This is a genomic window from Streptomyces sp. NPDC052682, from assembly GCF_040678435.1.
In the GTDB taxonomy this organism is placed as follows: domain Bacteria; phylum Actinomycetota; class Actinomycetes; order Streptomycetales; family Streptomycetaceae; genus Streptomyces.
Window position 1 is genome coordinate 161,100 of record NZ_JBFATS010000010.1, and the last position, 14,169, is coordinate 175,268.

General features: G+C 70.9%; 15 protein-coding genes and 1 pseudogene. 6 read left to right on the plus strand and 10 right to left on the minus strand.

Annotated features, from left to right (window positions below):
• The first annotated feature begins 68 nt into the window (after positions 1–68).
• Genes galT through galK form a run of 3 tightly spaced genes read left to right on the plus strand, consistent with a single transcriptional unit; the run spans position 69 to position 3,281 of the window.
• A complete protein-coding gene (gene galT, locus AB0K80_RS17900) occupies positions 69–1,130 on the plus strand; it encodes a galactose-1-phosphate uridylyltransferase (protein ID WP_365670583.1) in 1,062 nt (353 codons plus the stop codon).
• Complete coding sequence (galE, locus tag AB0K80_RS17905) at positions 1,127–2,089, plus strand: UDP-glucose 4-epimerase GalE (protein ID WP_365670585.1); 963 nt, start codon at positions 1,127–1,129, stop codon at positions 2,087–2,089. Before galT ends, galE begins: the two co-directional genes overlap by 4 nt.
• A gap of 28 nt (positions 2,090–2,117) precedes the next feature.
• Positions 2,118–3,281, plus strand: a complete 1,164-nt coding sequence (gene galK / locus AB0K80_RS17910) for a galactokinase (protein ID WP_365670587.1) — start codon at positions 2,118–2,120, stop codon at positions 3,279–3,281.
• On the opposite strand, the gene AB0K80_RS17915 is transcribed toward galK, so the two are convergent.
• A complete protein-coding gene (locus AB0K80_RS17915; protein WP_365670833.1) occupies positions 3,274–3,729 on the minus strand; it encodes an N-acetyltransferase in 456 nt (151 codons plus the stop codon). The genes galK and AB0K80_RS17915 overlap by 8 nt on opposite strands.
• Positions 3,730–4,031: 302 nt before the next feature.
• Here AB0K80_RS17915 and AB0K80_RS17920 point away from each other — a divergent pair, with 302 nt between their 5' ends.
• The gene (locus tag AB0K80_RS17920; protein ID WP_365670589.1) at positions 4,032–4,799 is read left to right on the plus strand and encodes a response regulator transcription factor; all 768 of its coding nucleotides are present in this window, start codon (positions 4,032–4,034) and stop codon (positions 4,797–4,799) included.
• Here AB0K80_RS17920 and tamR read toward each other — a convergent pair.
• Positions 4,758–5,255, minus strand: a complete 498-nt coding sequence (tamR, locus tag AB0K80_RS17925; protein ID WP_365670591.1) for a MarR family transcriptional regulator TamR — start codon at positions 5,253–5,255, stop codon at positions 4,758–4,760. The two genes, AB0K80_RS17920 and tamR, sit on opposite strands and share 42 nt — an antisense overlap.
• Positions 5,256–5,378: 123 nt before the next feature.
• Here tamR and AB0K80_RS17930 point away from each other — a divergent pair, with 123 nt between their 5' ends.
• Positions 5,379–6,182, plus strand: a complete 804-nt coding sequence (locus AB0K80_RS17930) for a trans-aconitate 2-methyltransferase (RefSeq protein ID WP_365670593.1) — start codon at positions 5,379–5,381, stop codon at positions 6,180–6,182.
• 28 nt (positions 6,183–6,210) lie between these two features.
• Here AB0K80_RS17930 and AB0K80_RS17935 read toward each other — a convergent pair whose 3' ends face one another.
• The 4 genes and pseudogenes from AB0K80_RS17935 to AB0K80_RS17950 all read right to left on the minus strand — a co-directional run bounded on the left by AB0K80_RS17935 (position 6,211) and on the right by AB0K80_RS17950 (position 8,303).
• Positions 6,211–6,306 (minus strand): hypothetical protein, encoded by a 96-nt coding sequence (locus AB0K80_RS17935; protein WP_365670835.1) that lies wholly within the window; start codon positions 6,304–6,306, stop codon positions 6,211–6,213.
• Positions 6,307–6,355: 49 nt separating this feature from the next.
• Positions 6,356–6,523: pseudogene (locus AB0K80_RS17940) on the minus strand (type II toxin-antitoxin system prevent-host-death family antitoxin); the annotation flags it as partial.
• A gap of 86 nt (positions 6,524–6,609) precedes the next feature.
• Positions 6,610–7,287: a TetR/AcrR family transcriptional regulator gene (locus AB0K80_RS17945; RefSeq protein WP_365670595.1), complete on the minus strand. Its 678-nt coding sequence runs from the start codon at positions 7,285–7,287 to the stop codon at positions 6,610–6,612.
• Entirely contained in the window at positions 7,284–8,303 is a 1,020-nt protein-coding gene (locus AB0K80_RS17950; protein WP_365670597.1) for an acyl-CoA desaturase, read from the minus strand. The genes AB0K80_RS17945 and AB0K80_RS17950 overlap by 4 nt, the downstream gene beginning before the upstream one ends.
• Positions 8,304–8,603: 300 nt before the next feature.
• On the opposite strand from AB0K80_RS17950, the gene ppc reads away from it, so the two are divergent.
• Positions 8,604–11,345, plus strand: coding sequence for a phosphoenolpyruvate carboxylase (gene ppc / locus AB0K80_RS17955; protein ID WP_365670599.1), 2,742 nt, complete (start codon positions 8,604–8,606; stop codon positions 11,343–11,345).
• Between the two features lie 68 nt (positions 11,346–11,413).
• Here the strand turns inward: ppc and AB0K80_RS17960 are convergent, their stop codons facing one another.
• The 4 genes from AB0K80_RS17960 to AB0K80_RS17975 all read right to left on the minus strand — a co-directional run bounded on the left by AB0K80_RS17960 (position 11,414) and on the right by AB0K80_RS17975 (position 14,063).
• A complete protein-coding gene (locus tag AB0K80_RS17960) occupies positions 11,414–12,112 on the minus strand; it encodes an LPXTG cell wall anchor domain-containing protein (protein ID WP_365670601.1) in 699 nt (232 codons plus the stop codon).
• Positions 12,113–12,250: 138 nt separating this feature from the next.
• Positions 12,251–12,748: a hypothetical protein gene (locus AB0K80_RS17965; protein ID WP_365670837.1), complete on the minus strand. Its 498-nt coding sequence runs from the start codon at positions 12,746–12,748 to the stop codon at positions 12,251–12,253.
• 42 nt (positions 12,749–12,790) lie between these two features.
• On the minus strand, positions 12,791–13,393 hold the full coding sequence (pth, locus tag AB0K80_RS17970) for an aminoacyl-tRNA hydrolase (RefSeq protein ID WP_365670602.1): 603 nt from the start codon (positions 13,391–13,393) through the stop codon (positions 12,791–12,793).
• A gap of 73 nt (positions 13,394–13,466) precedes the next feature.
• Positions 13,467–14,063 (minus strand): 50S ribosomal protein L25/general stress protein Ctc, encoded by a 597-nt coding sequence (locus AB0K80_RS17975; RefSeq protein ID WP_365670604.1) that lies wholly within the window; start codon positions 14,061–14,063, stop codon positions 13,467–13,469.
• Between the last annotated feature and the right edge of the window lie 106 nt (positions 14,064–14,169).

The following is a 14,169-nucleotide window of genomic DNA, read 5'->3' on the forward strand; positions in this document are numbered from 1 at the left end:
CGTGATAGGTCGTGTTTCGATGTGTTGGGTTCTGTTTGATGATTGAGTGGCTCACTGAGGAGTCCGGCGTGAAGAAGACCTCGACCCGACTGGCCGACGGTCGCGAGCTCATCTACTACGACCTGCGTGACGACACCGTGCGCGACGCGGCGGACCGCCGCCCCCTGGACCGTACCGTCACCACGTCCGAGATCCGCCGCGACCCTCTGCTCGGCGACTCCGTGGCGATCGCCTCGCACCGCCAGGGCCGCACCTATCATCCGCCGGCCGACGAGTGCCCCCTGTGCCCCTCCGAGGGCGACCGGCTGAGCGAGATCCCGGACTCGTCGTACGACGTCGTGGTCTTCGAGAACCGCTTCCCCTCACTGGCCGGCGACTCCGGCCGCTGCGAGGTCGTCTGCTTCACCTCCGACCACCACGCCTCGTTCGCCGACCTCACCGAGGAACAGGCCGCCCTGGTGCTGGAAGCCTGGACCGACCGCACCTCGGAGCTGTCACATCTGCCCTCCGTGCAGCAGGTGTTCTGCTTCGAGAACCGGGGCGCGGAGATCGGCGTGACCCTCCAGCACCCGCACGGGCAGATATACGCCTACCCCTTCACCACCCCGCGCACCGCCCTGATGCTGCGCCAGCTGGCCGCGCACAAGGAGGCCACCGGCGGACAGAACCTCTTCGACGCCGTCCTGGAGCGTGAACTCGCCGACGAGCGGGTCGTCCTGGAGGGTGACCACTGGGTGGCCTTCGTGCCGTACGCGGCGCACTGGCCGTACGAGGTCCACCTCTACCCCAAGCGCCGCGTGCCCGACCTGCTCGGCCTCGACGAGGCGGCCCGCACAGAGTTCCCCCAGGTGTATCTGGAACTGTTGAGGCGCTTCGACCGGATCTTCGGTGAGGGTGAGCCTCCGACTCCGTACATCGCGGCCTGGCACCAGGCCCCGTTCGGCGCGCTGGAGGAGTTCGACGGGGTGGTCCGCGAGGACTTCGCCCTCCACCTCGAGCTTTTCACCATTCGCCGCACTTCCGGCAAGCTGAAGTTCCTCGCGGGTTCCGAGTCCGGCATGAACGTGTTCATCAACGACGTGCCGCCCGAGCGCGCGGCCGAGCGACTGCGAGAGGTAGCGAGTTCATGAGCGGCAAGTACCTGGTGACGGGCGGCGCGGGTTACGTCGGAAGCGTGGTCGCCCAGCACCTGCTGCAGGCGGGTCACGAGGTCGTCGTCCTCGACAACCTCTCCACGGGCTTCCGCGAGGGCGTCCCGGCCGGTGCCGACTTCATCGAGGGCGACATCCGCGACGCCGCCAAATGGCTGGACTCCTCCTACGACGGCGTCCTGCACTTCGCCGCGTCCTCGCAGGTCGGCGAGTCCGTGGCGAAGCCGGAGAAGTACTGGGACAACAACGTCGGCGGCACCATGGCCCTGCTGGACGCCATGCGCGGCGCCGGCGTGCGCACGCTGGTGTTCTCCTCCACGGCGGCGACCTACGGCGAGCCGGAGCAGGTTCCGATCGTCGAGTCCGCCCCGACCAGGCCCACCAACCCCTACGGCGCCTCCAAGCTCGCCGTCGACCACATGATCACCGGCGAGGCGGCCGCCCACGGCCTCGGCGCGGTCTCGCTGCGCTACTTCAACGTGGCCGGCGCCTACGGCGAGTTCGGCGAGCGCCACGACCCCGAGTCGCACCTGATCCCGCTGGTCCTCCAGGTCGCCCAGGGCAGGCGCGACGCGATCTCCGTCTACGGCGACGACTACCCCACCCCGGACGGCACCTGCGTCCGTGACTACATCCACGTCGCGGACCTCGCCGAGGCCCACCTGCTGGCCCTGGACGCCGCCACGGCGGGCGAGCACCTCATCTGCAACCTCGGCAACGGCAACGGCTTCTCCGTCCGCGAGGTCATCGAGACGGTCCGCGAGGTCACCGGCCACCCCATCCCCGAGGTGGTGGCACCGCGCCGGGGCGGCGACCCGGCCGTCCTGGTGGCGTCGGCCGCCACGGCCCGCGAGAAGCTGGGCTGGAACCCGTCCCGCGCGGACCTCGCGGGAATCGTCGCCGACGCGTGGGACTTCGCGCAGCGGCACGGCAAGTAGACACGTACGGAAGGTCAGGGGTCAGGGCATGAGCGAGGCTGTTGCCGGCACGGTCGCCGAGCGGTTCAGGGAGCTGTACGGAACCGACCCGGACGGGGTCTGGGCGGCACCGGGACGCGTCAACCTCATCGGCGAACACACCGACTACAACGACGGTTTCGTCATGCCGTTCGCCCTGCCGCACACCGCGGTGGCGGCGGTGGCGCGCCGCGACGACGGCGTCCTGCGCCTGCACTCGGCCGACGTCGACGGCGGTGTCGTCACCCTGCGCCTGGACGACCTCGCCCCCGAGTCGGACAAGAACTGGACGGCCTACCCGGCGGGCGTGGTGTGGGCGCTGCGCGAAGCCGGCCACGCGCTGACCGGCGCCGACATCCACCTGGCCTCGACGGTGCCGACGGGCGCGGGCCTGTCGTCGTCCGCGGCGCTCGAGGTCGTCGTGGCGCTCGCCATGAACGACCTGTTCGCCCTCGGACTCCAGCGCTGGCAGCTGGCCCGCCTGTGCCAGCGCGCCGAGAACGTGTACGTCGGCGCGCCCACCGGCATCATGGACCAGACCGCCTCGGCGTGCTGCGAGGCCGGCCACGCCCTGTTCCTCGACACCCGCGACCTGTCCCAGAAGCAGATCCCCTTCGACCTGGCCGCCGAGGGCATGCGCCTGCTGGTGGTCGACACCCAGGTCAAGCACTCCCACAGCGAGGGCGAGTACGGCAAGCGCCGCGCCGGCTGCGAGAAGGGCGCGGCCCTGCTGGGCGTGGACGCCCTGCGGGACATCGCCCACGACGACCTGGACGCGGCCCTGGAGCGCCTCGGCGACGAGGAGGAGGTCCGCCGTCTGGTCCGCCACATCGTCACCGAGAACCACCGCGTCGAACAGGTGGTCTCCCTGCTGGAGTCCGGTGACACCCGCGCCATCGGCCCGGTCCTCATCGAGGGCCACGCCTCGCTGCGCGACGACTTCCGCATCTCCTGCCCCGAGCTCGACCTGGTCGTCGACACGGCCCTGTCCTCCGGCGCGCTGGGCGCCCGGATGACCGGCGGCGGCTTCGGCGGCTCGGCGATCGTGCTGGCGGAGGAGGCCGACGTGGACCGCATCACCAAGGCGGTCCAGGAGGCCTTCGCGGAGGCCGGCTTCACCGCGCCCCGCGTCTTCGAGGCGGTGCCCTCGGCGGGGGCGCGGCGCCTCAGCTGAGCCGTTTGGTCAGCGTGTACTCGGTGATCCCCGGCGGGTAGTCGGGGATCACGCACACCACCTCGTACCCCTGCTTCCGGTAGAACTCCGGCGCCTGGAAGTCCCACGTCTCCAGCCGCGCCGCCCGGCACCCCCGCTCGGCCCCGGCGATCCGCTCCGCCTCCGACAGCAGCCGCGACCCCAGCCCCGCGCCCCGGTGGGCTTCGTCCACCCACAGGTACGTCACGTGCAGCCAGGTCGCCCAGGTGTGACCGACCAGGCCGCCGCCGAGCGCCCCCGCGTCGTCCACGGCCCACACATGGAGCGGAGCCTGCCGTTCGTCCGGGGTGCCGCGCAGGGCGGCCAGGACCGGGGAGGCCGCCGTGTTCGTGGCGCGCAGACGGGCGCGGAGCAGATCACGTCGCGCTTTGTCGACTTCTGTCTCAAGACGAAACATGCGGCACACCATAAACGCGCAGGACAGCCAGTTCTGCAAATCTCCTTCCGCTCCAGGCCACCGTCCGTACTCTGAGGAGCAGCACCGGTGGGGGCCGGTGCCGATCAGGGGGCGAGACAGCCGGGTACGACACCCGGAGTGGGGGTAGCGGTTCCTGCACGGCGGCGGCCGTGCGGCTGCGGCGACCCGGCCAGGTGCGGCGAGGACGAACGGACACAGCGGACCTGGGCACTCCGGGCGTCGTACCCGCGCCGGTGTCGTCGTCCGACGACGGTGTATCCCCTGCTCTTCGAGAGCTCGGGGAAGGGGGTTACGTGGTTCGCATCCGAGTCCTGGTCGTCGACGACCATCGCATCTTCGCCGAGTCACTCGCGGCGGCGCTCGCCGCAGAGCCCGACGTGGAGGTCTCCGCGGCCGGCAGCGGTCCCGCCGCGCTGCGCAGCCTGGAGCGCGCCGCCGCCGAGGGGCGGCGGTACGACGTGCTGCTCGTCGACGCCGACCTGGGCGGCAACATGCCGGCGGGCAAGCCGGCCGTGCCCGTGCGGGAGGGCAACGAGGACGGGCTCGTGGACGGGATCTCCCTGGTCGCCGGGGTGCGTTCCGCGCAGCCGAACGTACGGACCGTCGTGCTCGCCGAGAAGGACGACCCGCGCCGGGCCGCACTCGCCCTGCAGGCCGGTGCCTCCGGCTGGGTCGCCAAGGACTGCTCGCTGTCCCGGCTGCTCACCGTCATCCGGGGCGTGCTGCGCGACGAGACACACCTGCCGCCCGCACTGCTCACCGGCGTGCTGCGGGAACTGACCGCCGCCCGCAAGCACCGCACCGAGAGCGAGCGGCTGGTGGAGTCCCTCACCCCCCGGGAGCGGGAGGTGCTGCGCTGCATGGTCGCCGGCCTGGGCCGCAAGGCCGTCGCGGAACGCCTGTTCCTCTCCCCGCACACGGTGCGCACGCACATGCAGAACGTGCTGGGCAAGCTCGGCGTCCACTCCACCCTGGCCGCCGTCGCCCTGGCCCGGCGGGCCGGGGTCGGCCCGGTGGACCTAGCCGGGGATGTTGTCGAACGGGGCGGTCAGCTGGCGTAGCAGGCCGGCCAGCTCGCTGCGCTGGGCACGGGAGAGCTCCGCGAGGATCGCCCGCTCCTGCTCCAGCAGACCCGCCAGGGCCTGGTCCGCGCGGTCGCGGCCCTCGTCCGTCAGCCGCACCAGCACACCCCGCCGGTCGCTCGGATCGGGCAGCCGCTCCACCAGGCCCTTCTTGGCCAGGCGGTCGATGCGGTTCGTCATCGTGCCCGAGGTGACCAGGGTCTGCGTCAGCAGCTGCCCCGGCGAGAGCTGGTAGGGGGTGCCCGCGCGGCGCAGCGCCGTCAGCACGTCGAACTCCCACGGCTCCAGGCCGTGCTCGGAGAACGCCAGTCGGCGTGCCCGGTCCAGGTGCCGGGCCAGTCTGCTCACCCGGCTGAGCACCTCGAGCGGTTCCACGTCGAGGTCCGGGCGCTCCCGGCGCCACGCAGAGACCAGCCGATCGACCTCGTCCTCCATGGCGATCAGTGTAGTGGTTGTGTCGATGTGAAGTCTCTTGGAGTCGATTTTCTTGACATCAAGATAATTGCGGGGTGACGCTGGGTACCCGTCGCACCCGGCACGTCACCTCCAGGAGGACCCGTGTCCGCTCCCGCCTGGGACCCCGCCCAGTACCTGCGCCACGCCGGCCACCGCGCCCGCCCCTTCACCGACCTGCTCGCCCGCGTCCCCGAGCTGCCCGGCGCCCGGCCCCGCATCGCCGACCTCGGCTGCGGCCCCGGCAACGTCACCGCCCTGCTCGCCGGCCGCTGGCCCACCGCGCACATCACCGGCTACGACAACTCGCCCGAGATGCTCGACCAGGCCCACGTGGAGCACGAGGGCCCCACCCCGGGCGGCGGACGCCTCGACTTCACCCACGCCGACGTCCGCACCTGGCGCCCGCGGGAGCCGTACGACCTGATCATCAGCAACGCCGCCCTGCAGTGGGTCCCCGGGCACCTCGACCGCTTCGCCGACTGGATCACGGGGCTCGTCCCCGGCGGCACCTTCGCCTTCCAGGTCCCCGGCAACTTCGACGCCCCCAGCCACCGCCTGATGCGCGACCTCGCCGCCCGGTGCGGCCTGGCCGGCACCCTCCGCCACACCGACGCCGTCCACGCCCCCGAGGCCTACCTGGAACACCTCACGGCCCTGGGCTGCACCACCGACGTGTGGGAGACGACGTACGTCCATCTGCTGGCGGGGCAGGACCCGGTCCTGGACTGGGTGAAGGGCACGGGCCTGCGGCCGGTCCTGACCGCCCTCGGCGACGACCCCGAGGCGCGGGAGCGGTTCCTCGCCGAGTACCGCACCGCACTGCGCGAGGCCTACCCGCCCGGCCCGCACGGCACCCCGTTCCCGTTCCGCCGCGTCTTCGCGGTCGCCCGCAAGGAAGCCGGGTGATCACCGCCTGGATTCCTGGAGCCGGAGGTCAGGGGCGGCGGCCCAGGTGGGTGACGAGGATGCGGATCACGTCGTCGTCGACGACGTACAGAACCCGGTAGTCGCCGACGCGCAGGCGGCGGATGCCCGGCCCGACGCATCCAGCGCGTCGGGCTCGAAGGTGATCTCGTAGGTCACGACTGCTCGAGCCCCAGTCGCCTGCGCACCTCTGCCATGGGGACGCCCGGCTCCAACGTGCCCTCCGCCTTGCGCCGCTGGTGGTCGGCGACGGCCAGGGCGTCCTCGAGATCCTCTATCACCTGCGGAGACACGAGCAGCGCAGCCACGTGGCCGTGGTCGGTGCTGCGCTGATCGTGATCTCAGTCATGCCCGCAATGTGTCAGAAGATCAACCTTGCGGTCTATTGGTGTCACTCTTGCTGGTGATCTCAGCTCTTCCGGTGCCCGATCAGCCGCGGCTTCTGCTCCAGCCCGTCCAGCCCGTGCCATGCCAGGTTCACCAGGTGCGCGGCCACCTCGGCCTTCTTCGGCCGGCGCACGTCCAGCCACCACTGGCCGGTCAGGGCGACCATCCCGACCAGGGCCTGCGCGTACAGCGGGGCCAGCTTCGAGTCGAAGCCGCGGGACTTGAACTCCTTGCCGAGGATGTCCTCCACCTGCGTGGCGATGTCCGAGATGAGGGACGCGAAGGAGCCCGTCGACTGGGGGATGGGGGAGTCCCGGACCAGGATCCGGAAGCCGTCCGTGGACTCCTCGATGTAGTCCAGCAGGGCGAAGGCGGCCTGCTCCAGCAGCTCACGGGGGTGGCCTGCGGTCAACGACCCGGTCACCATGTCCAGCAACTGCCGCATCTCGCGGTCCACCACCACCGCGTACAGCCCCTCCTTGCCGCCGAAGTGCTCGTACACCACCGGCTTGGAGACCCCGGCCTTCGCCGCGATCTCCTCCACCGACGTGCCCTCGAAGCCCTTCGCCGCGAAGAGGGTGCGACCGATCTCCAGCAACTGCTGGCGGCGCTCGGCACCGGTCATCCGGGTACGACGCACGCGCCGCGGCTTGTCATTGCTGGGGGTGCTGCTCGAGTCGGTCGCCACAGCGACCATCATGCCGCCTTGACGGGCTCCTTCCCCTTCCGGGAGGCGCCTTCCGCACTGTTCCGGCGGGAATCGATACGCGAGCGTGACGGCCAGCGCACGTCGTACGCCCAGCCCAGCATCTCGAACCAGCGGATCAGCCGGGCCGAGGAGTCCAGCTGCCCGCGCATCACACCGTGCCGCGCGGACGTCGGGTCGGCGTGGTGCAGGTTGTGCCAGGACTCGCCGCACGACAGGATCGCCAGCCACCACACGTTGCCCGAACGGTCACGCGACTTGAACGGCCGCTTGCCGACCGCGTGGCAGATGGAGTTGATCGACCACGTCACGTGGTGCAGCAGCGCCACCCGGACGAGCGAGCCCCAGAAGAACGCGGTGAACGCGCCCCACCAGGACTGGGTGACCAGACCGCCGATCAGCGGCGGAAGGCCGAGGGACACCACCGTCCACAGCACGAACTGCCGCGAGATCCTCCGCAGCGTCCTGTCCTTGATCAGGTCCGGGGCGTACTTGTCCTGCGGCGTCTGCTCCTCGTCGAACATCCAGCCGATGTGCGCCCACCACAGGCCCTTCAGCAGGGCCGGAATCGTCTCGCCGTAGCGCCACGGCGAGTGCGGGTCGCCCTCGGCGTCGGAGAACTTGTGGTGCTTGCGGTGATCGGCGACCCACCGCACCAGCGGCCCCTCGACCGCCATCGACCCGGCGATCGCCAGCGCGATCTTCAGCGGCCGCTTCGCCTTGAACGACCCGTGCGTGAAGTGGCGGTGGAAGCCAATCGTGATGCCGTGGCAGCCCAGGAAGTAGAAGAACACCAGCAGGCCGAGGTCCAGCCAGCTCACGCCCCAGCCCCACGCCAGCGGCACCGCCGCGAGCAGCGCCAGGAACGGAACGGTGATGAAGAGGAGAAGGGTGATCTGCTCGATGGAGCGCTTCCGCTCCCCGCCCAGCGTGGCGGAGGCGGTCTCGGCGTCGGTGTTCGGACCGGGCGCTTTCGGCGCTTCGTCGATCACATCGGAACTACTGGTCATACGCGTCCCCTGGGGGGTTTGTGGATGAAGACGGTTGCCGAGTTGCCGGAACCGCGCGAGGTACACGTGCTTCCTACGGTTCCGTAACCTACGGCTTCGTAAGTATGGCAGTGCGTACCCCGGCGGCAAGAGCCCCTAGCCAGCGCGTCCCGGCCGACACCTATCCTGTTGTTCGGTCGGACAGCGCGGTCCGCTCTGAGTTTTCCCCGGATGTCCTGCCCCGTATGCGGCACCCGCCGCGCGAGACGCCGTCCGGGTTCCCCTCCCAGACGAGCTTCAACACTGCAAGGAGCCGCACCTGTGAGCAGTGCCGACGACCTGACTACGCGGTCCACGACGACCAGCAGCGAGCTGCGCGCCGACATCCGCCGACTGGGCGACCTCCTCGGTGAGACCCTCGTCCGGCAGGAAGGCCCGGAGCTGCTGGAACTCGTCGAGAAGGTCCGCCGCCTCACCCGCGAGGACGGCGAAGCCGCCGCCGAACTGCTGCGCGGTACGGAACTGGAGACCGCGGCCAAGCTGGTCCGCGCCTTCTCCACCTACTTCCACCTGGCCAACGTCACCGAGCAGGTCCACCGCGGCCGCGAACTGCGCGCCCGGCGCGCCGCCGAGGGCGGCCTGCTGGCCCGCACCGCCGACCGGCTCAAGGACGCCGACCCCGAGCACCTGCGCCAGACGGTCGCCAACCTCAACGTGCGCCCCGTCTTCACGGCCCACCCCACCGAGGCCGCACGCCGCTCCGTCCTCAACAAGCTCCGGCGCATCGCCGCGCTGCTGGAGACCCCGGTCCTCGAGTCCGACCGCCGCCGCCTGGACACCCGCCTGGCCGAGAACATCGACCTCGTGTGGCAGACCGACGAGCTGCGCGTGGTACGCCCCGAGCCCACCGACGAGGCCCGCAACGCCATCTACTACCTCGACGAACTGCACGCCGGCGCCGTGGGCGACGTCCTGGAGGACCTCACCGCCGAGCTGGAGCGCGTCGGCGTCAAGCTCCCCGACGGCACTCGCCCCCTCACCTTCGGCACCTGGATCGGCGGCGACCGCGACGGCAACCCCAACGTCACCCCCCAGGTCACCTGGGACGTCCTGATCCTCCAGCACGAGCACGGCATCAACGACGCCCTGGAGACCATCGACGAGCTGCGCGGCTTCCTGTCCAACTCCATCCGCTACGCCGGCGCCACCGAGGACCTGCTGACCTCCCTCCAGGCCGACCTGGACAACCTCCCCGAGATCAGCCCCCGCTACAAGCGCCTCAACGCCGAGGAGCCCTACCGGCTCAAGGCCACCTGCATCCGCCAGAAGCTCGTCAACACCAAGCAGCGCCTCGCCAAGGGCACCCCGCACGAGCCGGGCCGCGACTACCTCGGCACCAGCGAACTGCTCCAGGACCTGCGGATCATCCAGGACTCCCTGCGCGAGCACCGCGGCGGACTGTTCGCCGACGGCCGCCTCGCCCGCACCATCCGCACCCTGGCCGCCTTCGGCCTGCAGCTGGCCACCATGGACGTACGCGAACACGCGGACGCCCACCACCACGCCCTCGGCCAGCTCTTCGACCGCCTCGGCGAGGAGTCCTGGCGCTACGCCGACATGCCCCGCGAGTACCGCGCCAAGCTGCTCGCCAAGGAGCTGCGCTCCCGCCGCCCCCTCGCGCCCACCCCGCCGCCCGTCGACGCCGCCGGCGCCAAGACCTTCGGCGTCTTCCAGACCGTCAGGCGGGCCCTGGAGGTCTTCGGACCCGAGGTCATCGAGTCGTACATCATCTCCATGTGCCAGGGCGCCGACGACGTGTTCGCCGCCGCCGTCCTCGCCCGCGAGGCCGGCCTGATCGACCTGCACGCCGGCTGGGCCAAGATCGGCATCGTGCCGCTGCTGGAGACCACCGAAGAGCTCAAGGCCGCCGACACCATCCTCGAGGACATGCTCTCCGACCCGTCCTACCGGCGCCTCGTCGCGCTGCGGGGCGACGTCCAGGAGGTCATGCTCGGCTACTCCGACTCCTCCAAGTTCGGCGGCATCACCACCAGCCAGTGGGAGATCCACCGCGCCCAGCGGCGGCTGCGTGACGTGGCCCACCGCTACGGGGTGCGCCTGCGGCTCTTCCACGGCCGCGGCGGCACCGTCGGACGCGGCGGCGGCCCCACCCACGACGCCATCCTCGCCCAGCCCTGGGGCACCCTGGAGGGCGAGATCAAGGTTACCGAGCAGGGCGAGGTCATCTCCGACAAGTACCTCATCCCGTCCCTGGCCCGCGAGAACCTGGAACTGACCGTGGCCGCCACCCTGCAGGCCTCCGCCCTGCACACCGCGCCCCGCCAGTCCACCGAGGCCCTGGCCCGCTGGGACGCCGCCATGGACGTCGTCTCCGACGCCGCCCACTCCGCCTACCGGCGCCTGGTCGAGGACCCCGACCTGCCGGCGTACTTCCTCGCGTCGACGCCGGTGGACCAGCTCGCCGACCTGCACCTGGGCTCCCGGCCCGCCCGCCGCCCCGGCTCCGGCGTCTCGCTCGACGGCCTGCGCGCCATCCCCTGGGTGTTCGGCTGGACCCAGTCCCGGCAGATCGTGCCCGGCTGGTTCGGCGTCGGCTCCGGCCTGAAGGCCCTGCGCGAGGCCGGCCTCGACACCGTGCTCGACGAGATGCACGAACAGTGGCACTTCTTCCGCAACTTCATCTCCAACGTGGAGATGACCCTGGCCAAGACCGACCTGCGGATCGCCCAGCACTACGTCGACACCCTCGTCCCCGACGAGCTCAAGCACGTCTTCGACACCATCAAGGCCGAACACGACCTCACCGTCGCCGAGGTCCTGCGCGTCACCGGCGAACAGGAACTCCTGGACGCCCACCCCGTCCTGAAGCAGACCTTCGCCATCCGCGACGCCTACCTCGACCCGATCTCCTACCTCCAGGTCGCCCTGCTCAAGCGCCAGCGCGACGCCAGGGCCGCCGGTGAGGAACCCGACCCGCTGCTCTCGCGCGCCCTGCTGCTCACCGTCAACGGCGTGGCCGCGGGCCTGCGCAACACCGGCTGACCCGCCGGCAGCACGACAAAGGTGCCCCCGGGCTCACACCGAGCCCGGGGGCACCTTCGTGCCGTACGTCAGTCCTGCCGCGCCTTGCTGCGCCGGAGCACCAGGTAGCCGCCCGCCGCGACCAGCGCCGCCGCCACACCGGACAGCAGACCCACCGGGGCCCCGTTGCCGGTCTCGGCCAGGTCACCGTCCGCACCGCCCTGCGGCGACGCGGACGCCGCCCCGGACCCGCCGGCCGGCTCGCTCGCGGACGCCGACGGGTCGCCCGACGGGTCGCCCGACGGCTCCTCGGACGCGGACGCCGAGGCCGAGGCCGACGGCGAAGCCGACCCGGACGGCGTCGCACCACCCGGCTCGCCGGAGTCCTCGCAGTCCGTCCAGAACACCTTGTGCTTGGCGGAGCCCTTCTCGCCCTCGAAGTTCCAGTACAGCTTGTAGTGCCCGTCGGGCAGCGACAGGTCCGCCGTACGGCCGTGGCCCTGGTCGTCCAGCGTGATCGCACCGGACTTCACCGTCTCGCCCTTGTTCTCGCTCGGCGGGATGGCGTCGATGTGCCAGTCGACCTTCTGCAGACCGTCGAACCCGAAGGCGTCCAGGTAGAACGTGCACACGTGCGGCTCGTTGCGGGGCAGCTCCTCCCCGGTCGAGGCATCGTGGATCTTCACCGTGCCGTTGTCGCCCGGAGGCGTGGCGTGAGCGGCCGGAGCCAGGAGGAAGGCCGCCGAGACGAGGGCGCAGACAGCGCCGACGCGCTTGAGGGTTCGCATGGAGCAGTGATCCATCTTCGAGAGGGGAACGGGAAGATGTGGAGGGGGCGGCTCAGCTTCCAGCCCCGCCCGGTGGCCCGTCAAGCACGAACAGACAACACACGGGACCCTCCACAGACGCGAGAACGCCCGAACCCCTCAGATGGTCACGAACGCCGCCGTCAGCAGCGCGAACCCCGCCCCCGCCAGCACCCACGCCGACCGCGTGCGCAGCAGCCCGCCCGCCACCACCACCGACGCCAGCAACAGCGCACCACCCAGCGGGATCCACGCGTACAGCACCCCGGCCGGCCCCGAACGGACCACCTCGTCACTGCCGGGCTTCACGACCACCGTGTACGTGCCCCCCTCGGACACCGCCACCGTGTCCTCGATGACCACCCGCTCCCGGGCCCGCGACCCCGCCGACACCGGCCTGTACGGCCCCGAGCACCGGTCCGCGTCACAGTCCCGCACCTCGACCGTGCCGTGCTCCCGCCCCTTCGTCAGCATCACGTGCTGCGCCGTCCCCCACGACGCCCACACGCCCGCCACCAGGATCACGACCGTGACCGCGCCCATCACCGCGAACCGCCCGAACCGCAGGGCGGCACGGGCACGCGGACGGGCTGCAGTCGCAGGCATGGCCGGGATCATTGGCCATACCCGCACGGCCGGTCAACCTCGCCGGGCGACAAGTCAGGAGTTGTACGTACTCTGCGCCCGCTCCAGCCCGTCGATCACCAGACACTCCACCGCGTCCGCCGCCCGGTCCACGAAGTAGTCCAGCTCCTTGCGCTCCGCCGAGGAGAAGTCCTTCAGCACGAAATCCGCCACCGGCATCCGCCCCGGCGGACGCCCGATCCCGAACCGCACCCGGTGGTACTCCGGCCCCAGCGCCTTGGTGATCGACTTCAGCCCGTTGTGACCGTTGTCCCCGCCCCCCAGCTTCAGCCGCAACGTCCCGTAGTCGATGTCGAGTTCGTCATGGACCGCGACGATGTGCGCCACCGGCACCTTGTAGAACTCCGCCAGCGCCTTCACCGGCCCGCCCGACAGGTTCATGTACGCCATCGGCTTGACCAGCACCACCCGCCGGTTCCCCGGCCCGGGCGGCCCGATCCGCCCCTCGACCACCTGCGCCTGCGCCTTCCCGGCCCGCTTGAACCTCCCCCCGATCCGCTCCGCCAGCAGATCCGCCACCATGAACCCCACGTTGTGCCGGTTCGCCGCGTACTCCGGCCCCGGATTGCCCAGACCGGCGATCAGCCAGGGGGCGTTGGCCTCGGTCGTCACGTCCATGTCTCCTTCATACGCGTCGGCCGCTGCCCCACGAGGGAACAGCGGCCGACGAAACGACGACGATGAGAGGGGATCAGGCCTCCGCGGCCTCTTCGCCCTCGCCCTCGGCACCCTCCGGCGCCTCCTCGGCCTGCGCGGCCAGCACCTGAAGGACGACCGCGTCCTCCTCGACGGCCAGCGTGACGCCGTTCGGCAGCGCGATGTCCTTGGCGAGGATCGAGGCACCGGCCTCCAGGCCCTCCACCGACACCGTCACGTGCTCCGGGATGTGCGTCGCTTCGGCCTCGACCGGCAGCGCGTTCAGCACGTGCTCCAGCAGGTTGCCACCCGGGGCCAGCTCGCCCTCGGTGTGCACCGGGATCTCGACGGTGACCTTCTCGCCGCGCTGCACGAGCAGCAGGTCCACGTGCTCCAGGAAGCCCTTCAGCGGGTCACGCTGCACGGACTTCGGGATCGCCAGCTCGCTGGACTTGCCGTCGATGTCCAGGTTGATCAGCACGTTCGGCGTACGCAGCGCCAGCAGCAGGTCGTGGCCCGGGAAGGTCAGGTGCAGCGGGTCAGAACCGTGCCCGTACAGCACACCCGGAACCTTGTTGTCACGACGGATACGACGGGCGGCACCCTTGCCGAACTCGGTGCGCGTCTCGGCGGTGAGCTTCACCTCGGACATGTTCACTCCTCGAAGTCAGAAACGGACGTGGTCACCCGGCCACGAACGGCCTGCTACGAAGAGCGCGTCGATAACGGACCGCCGGCACACCGTTCATCCACGGAGT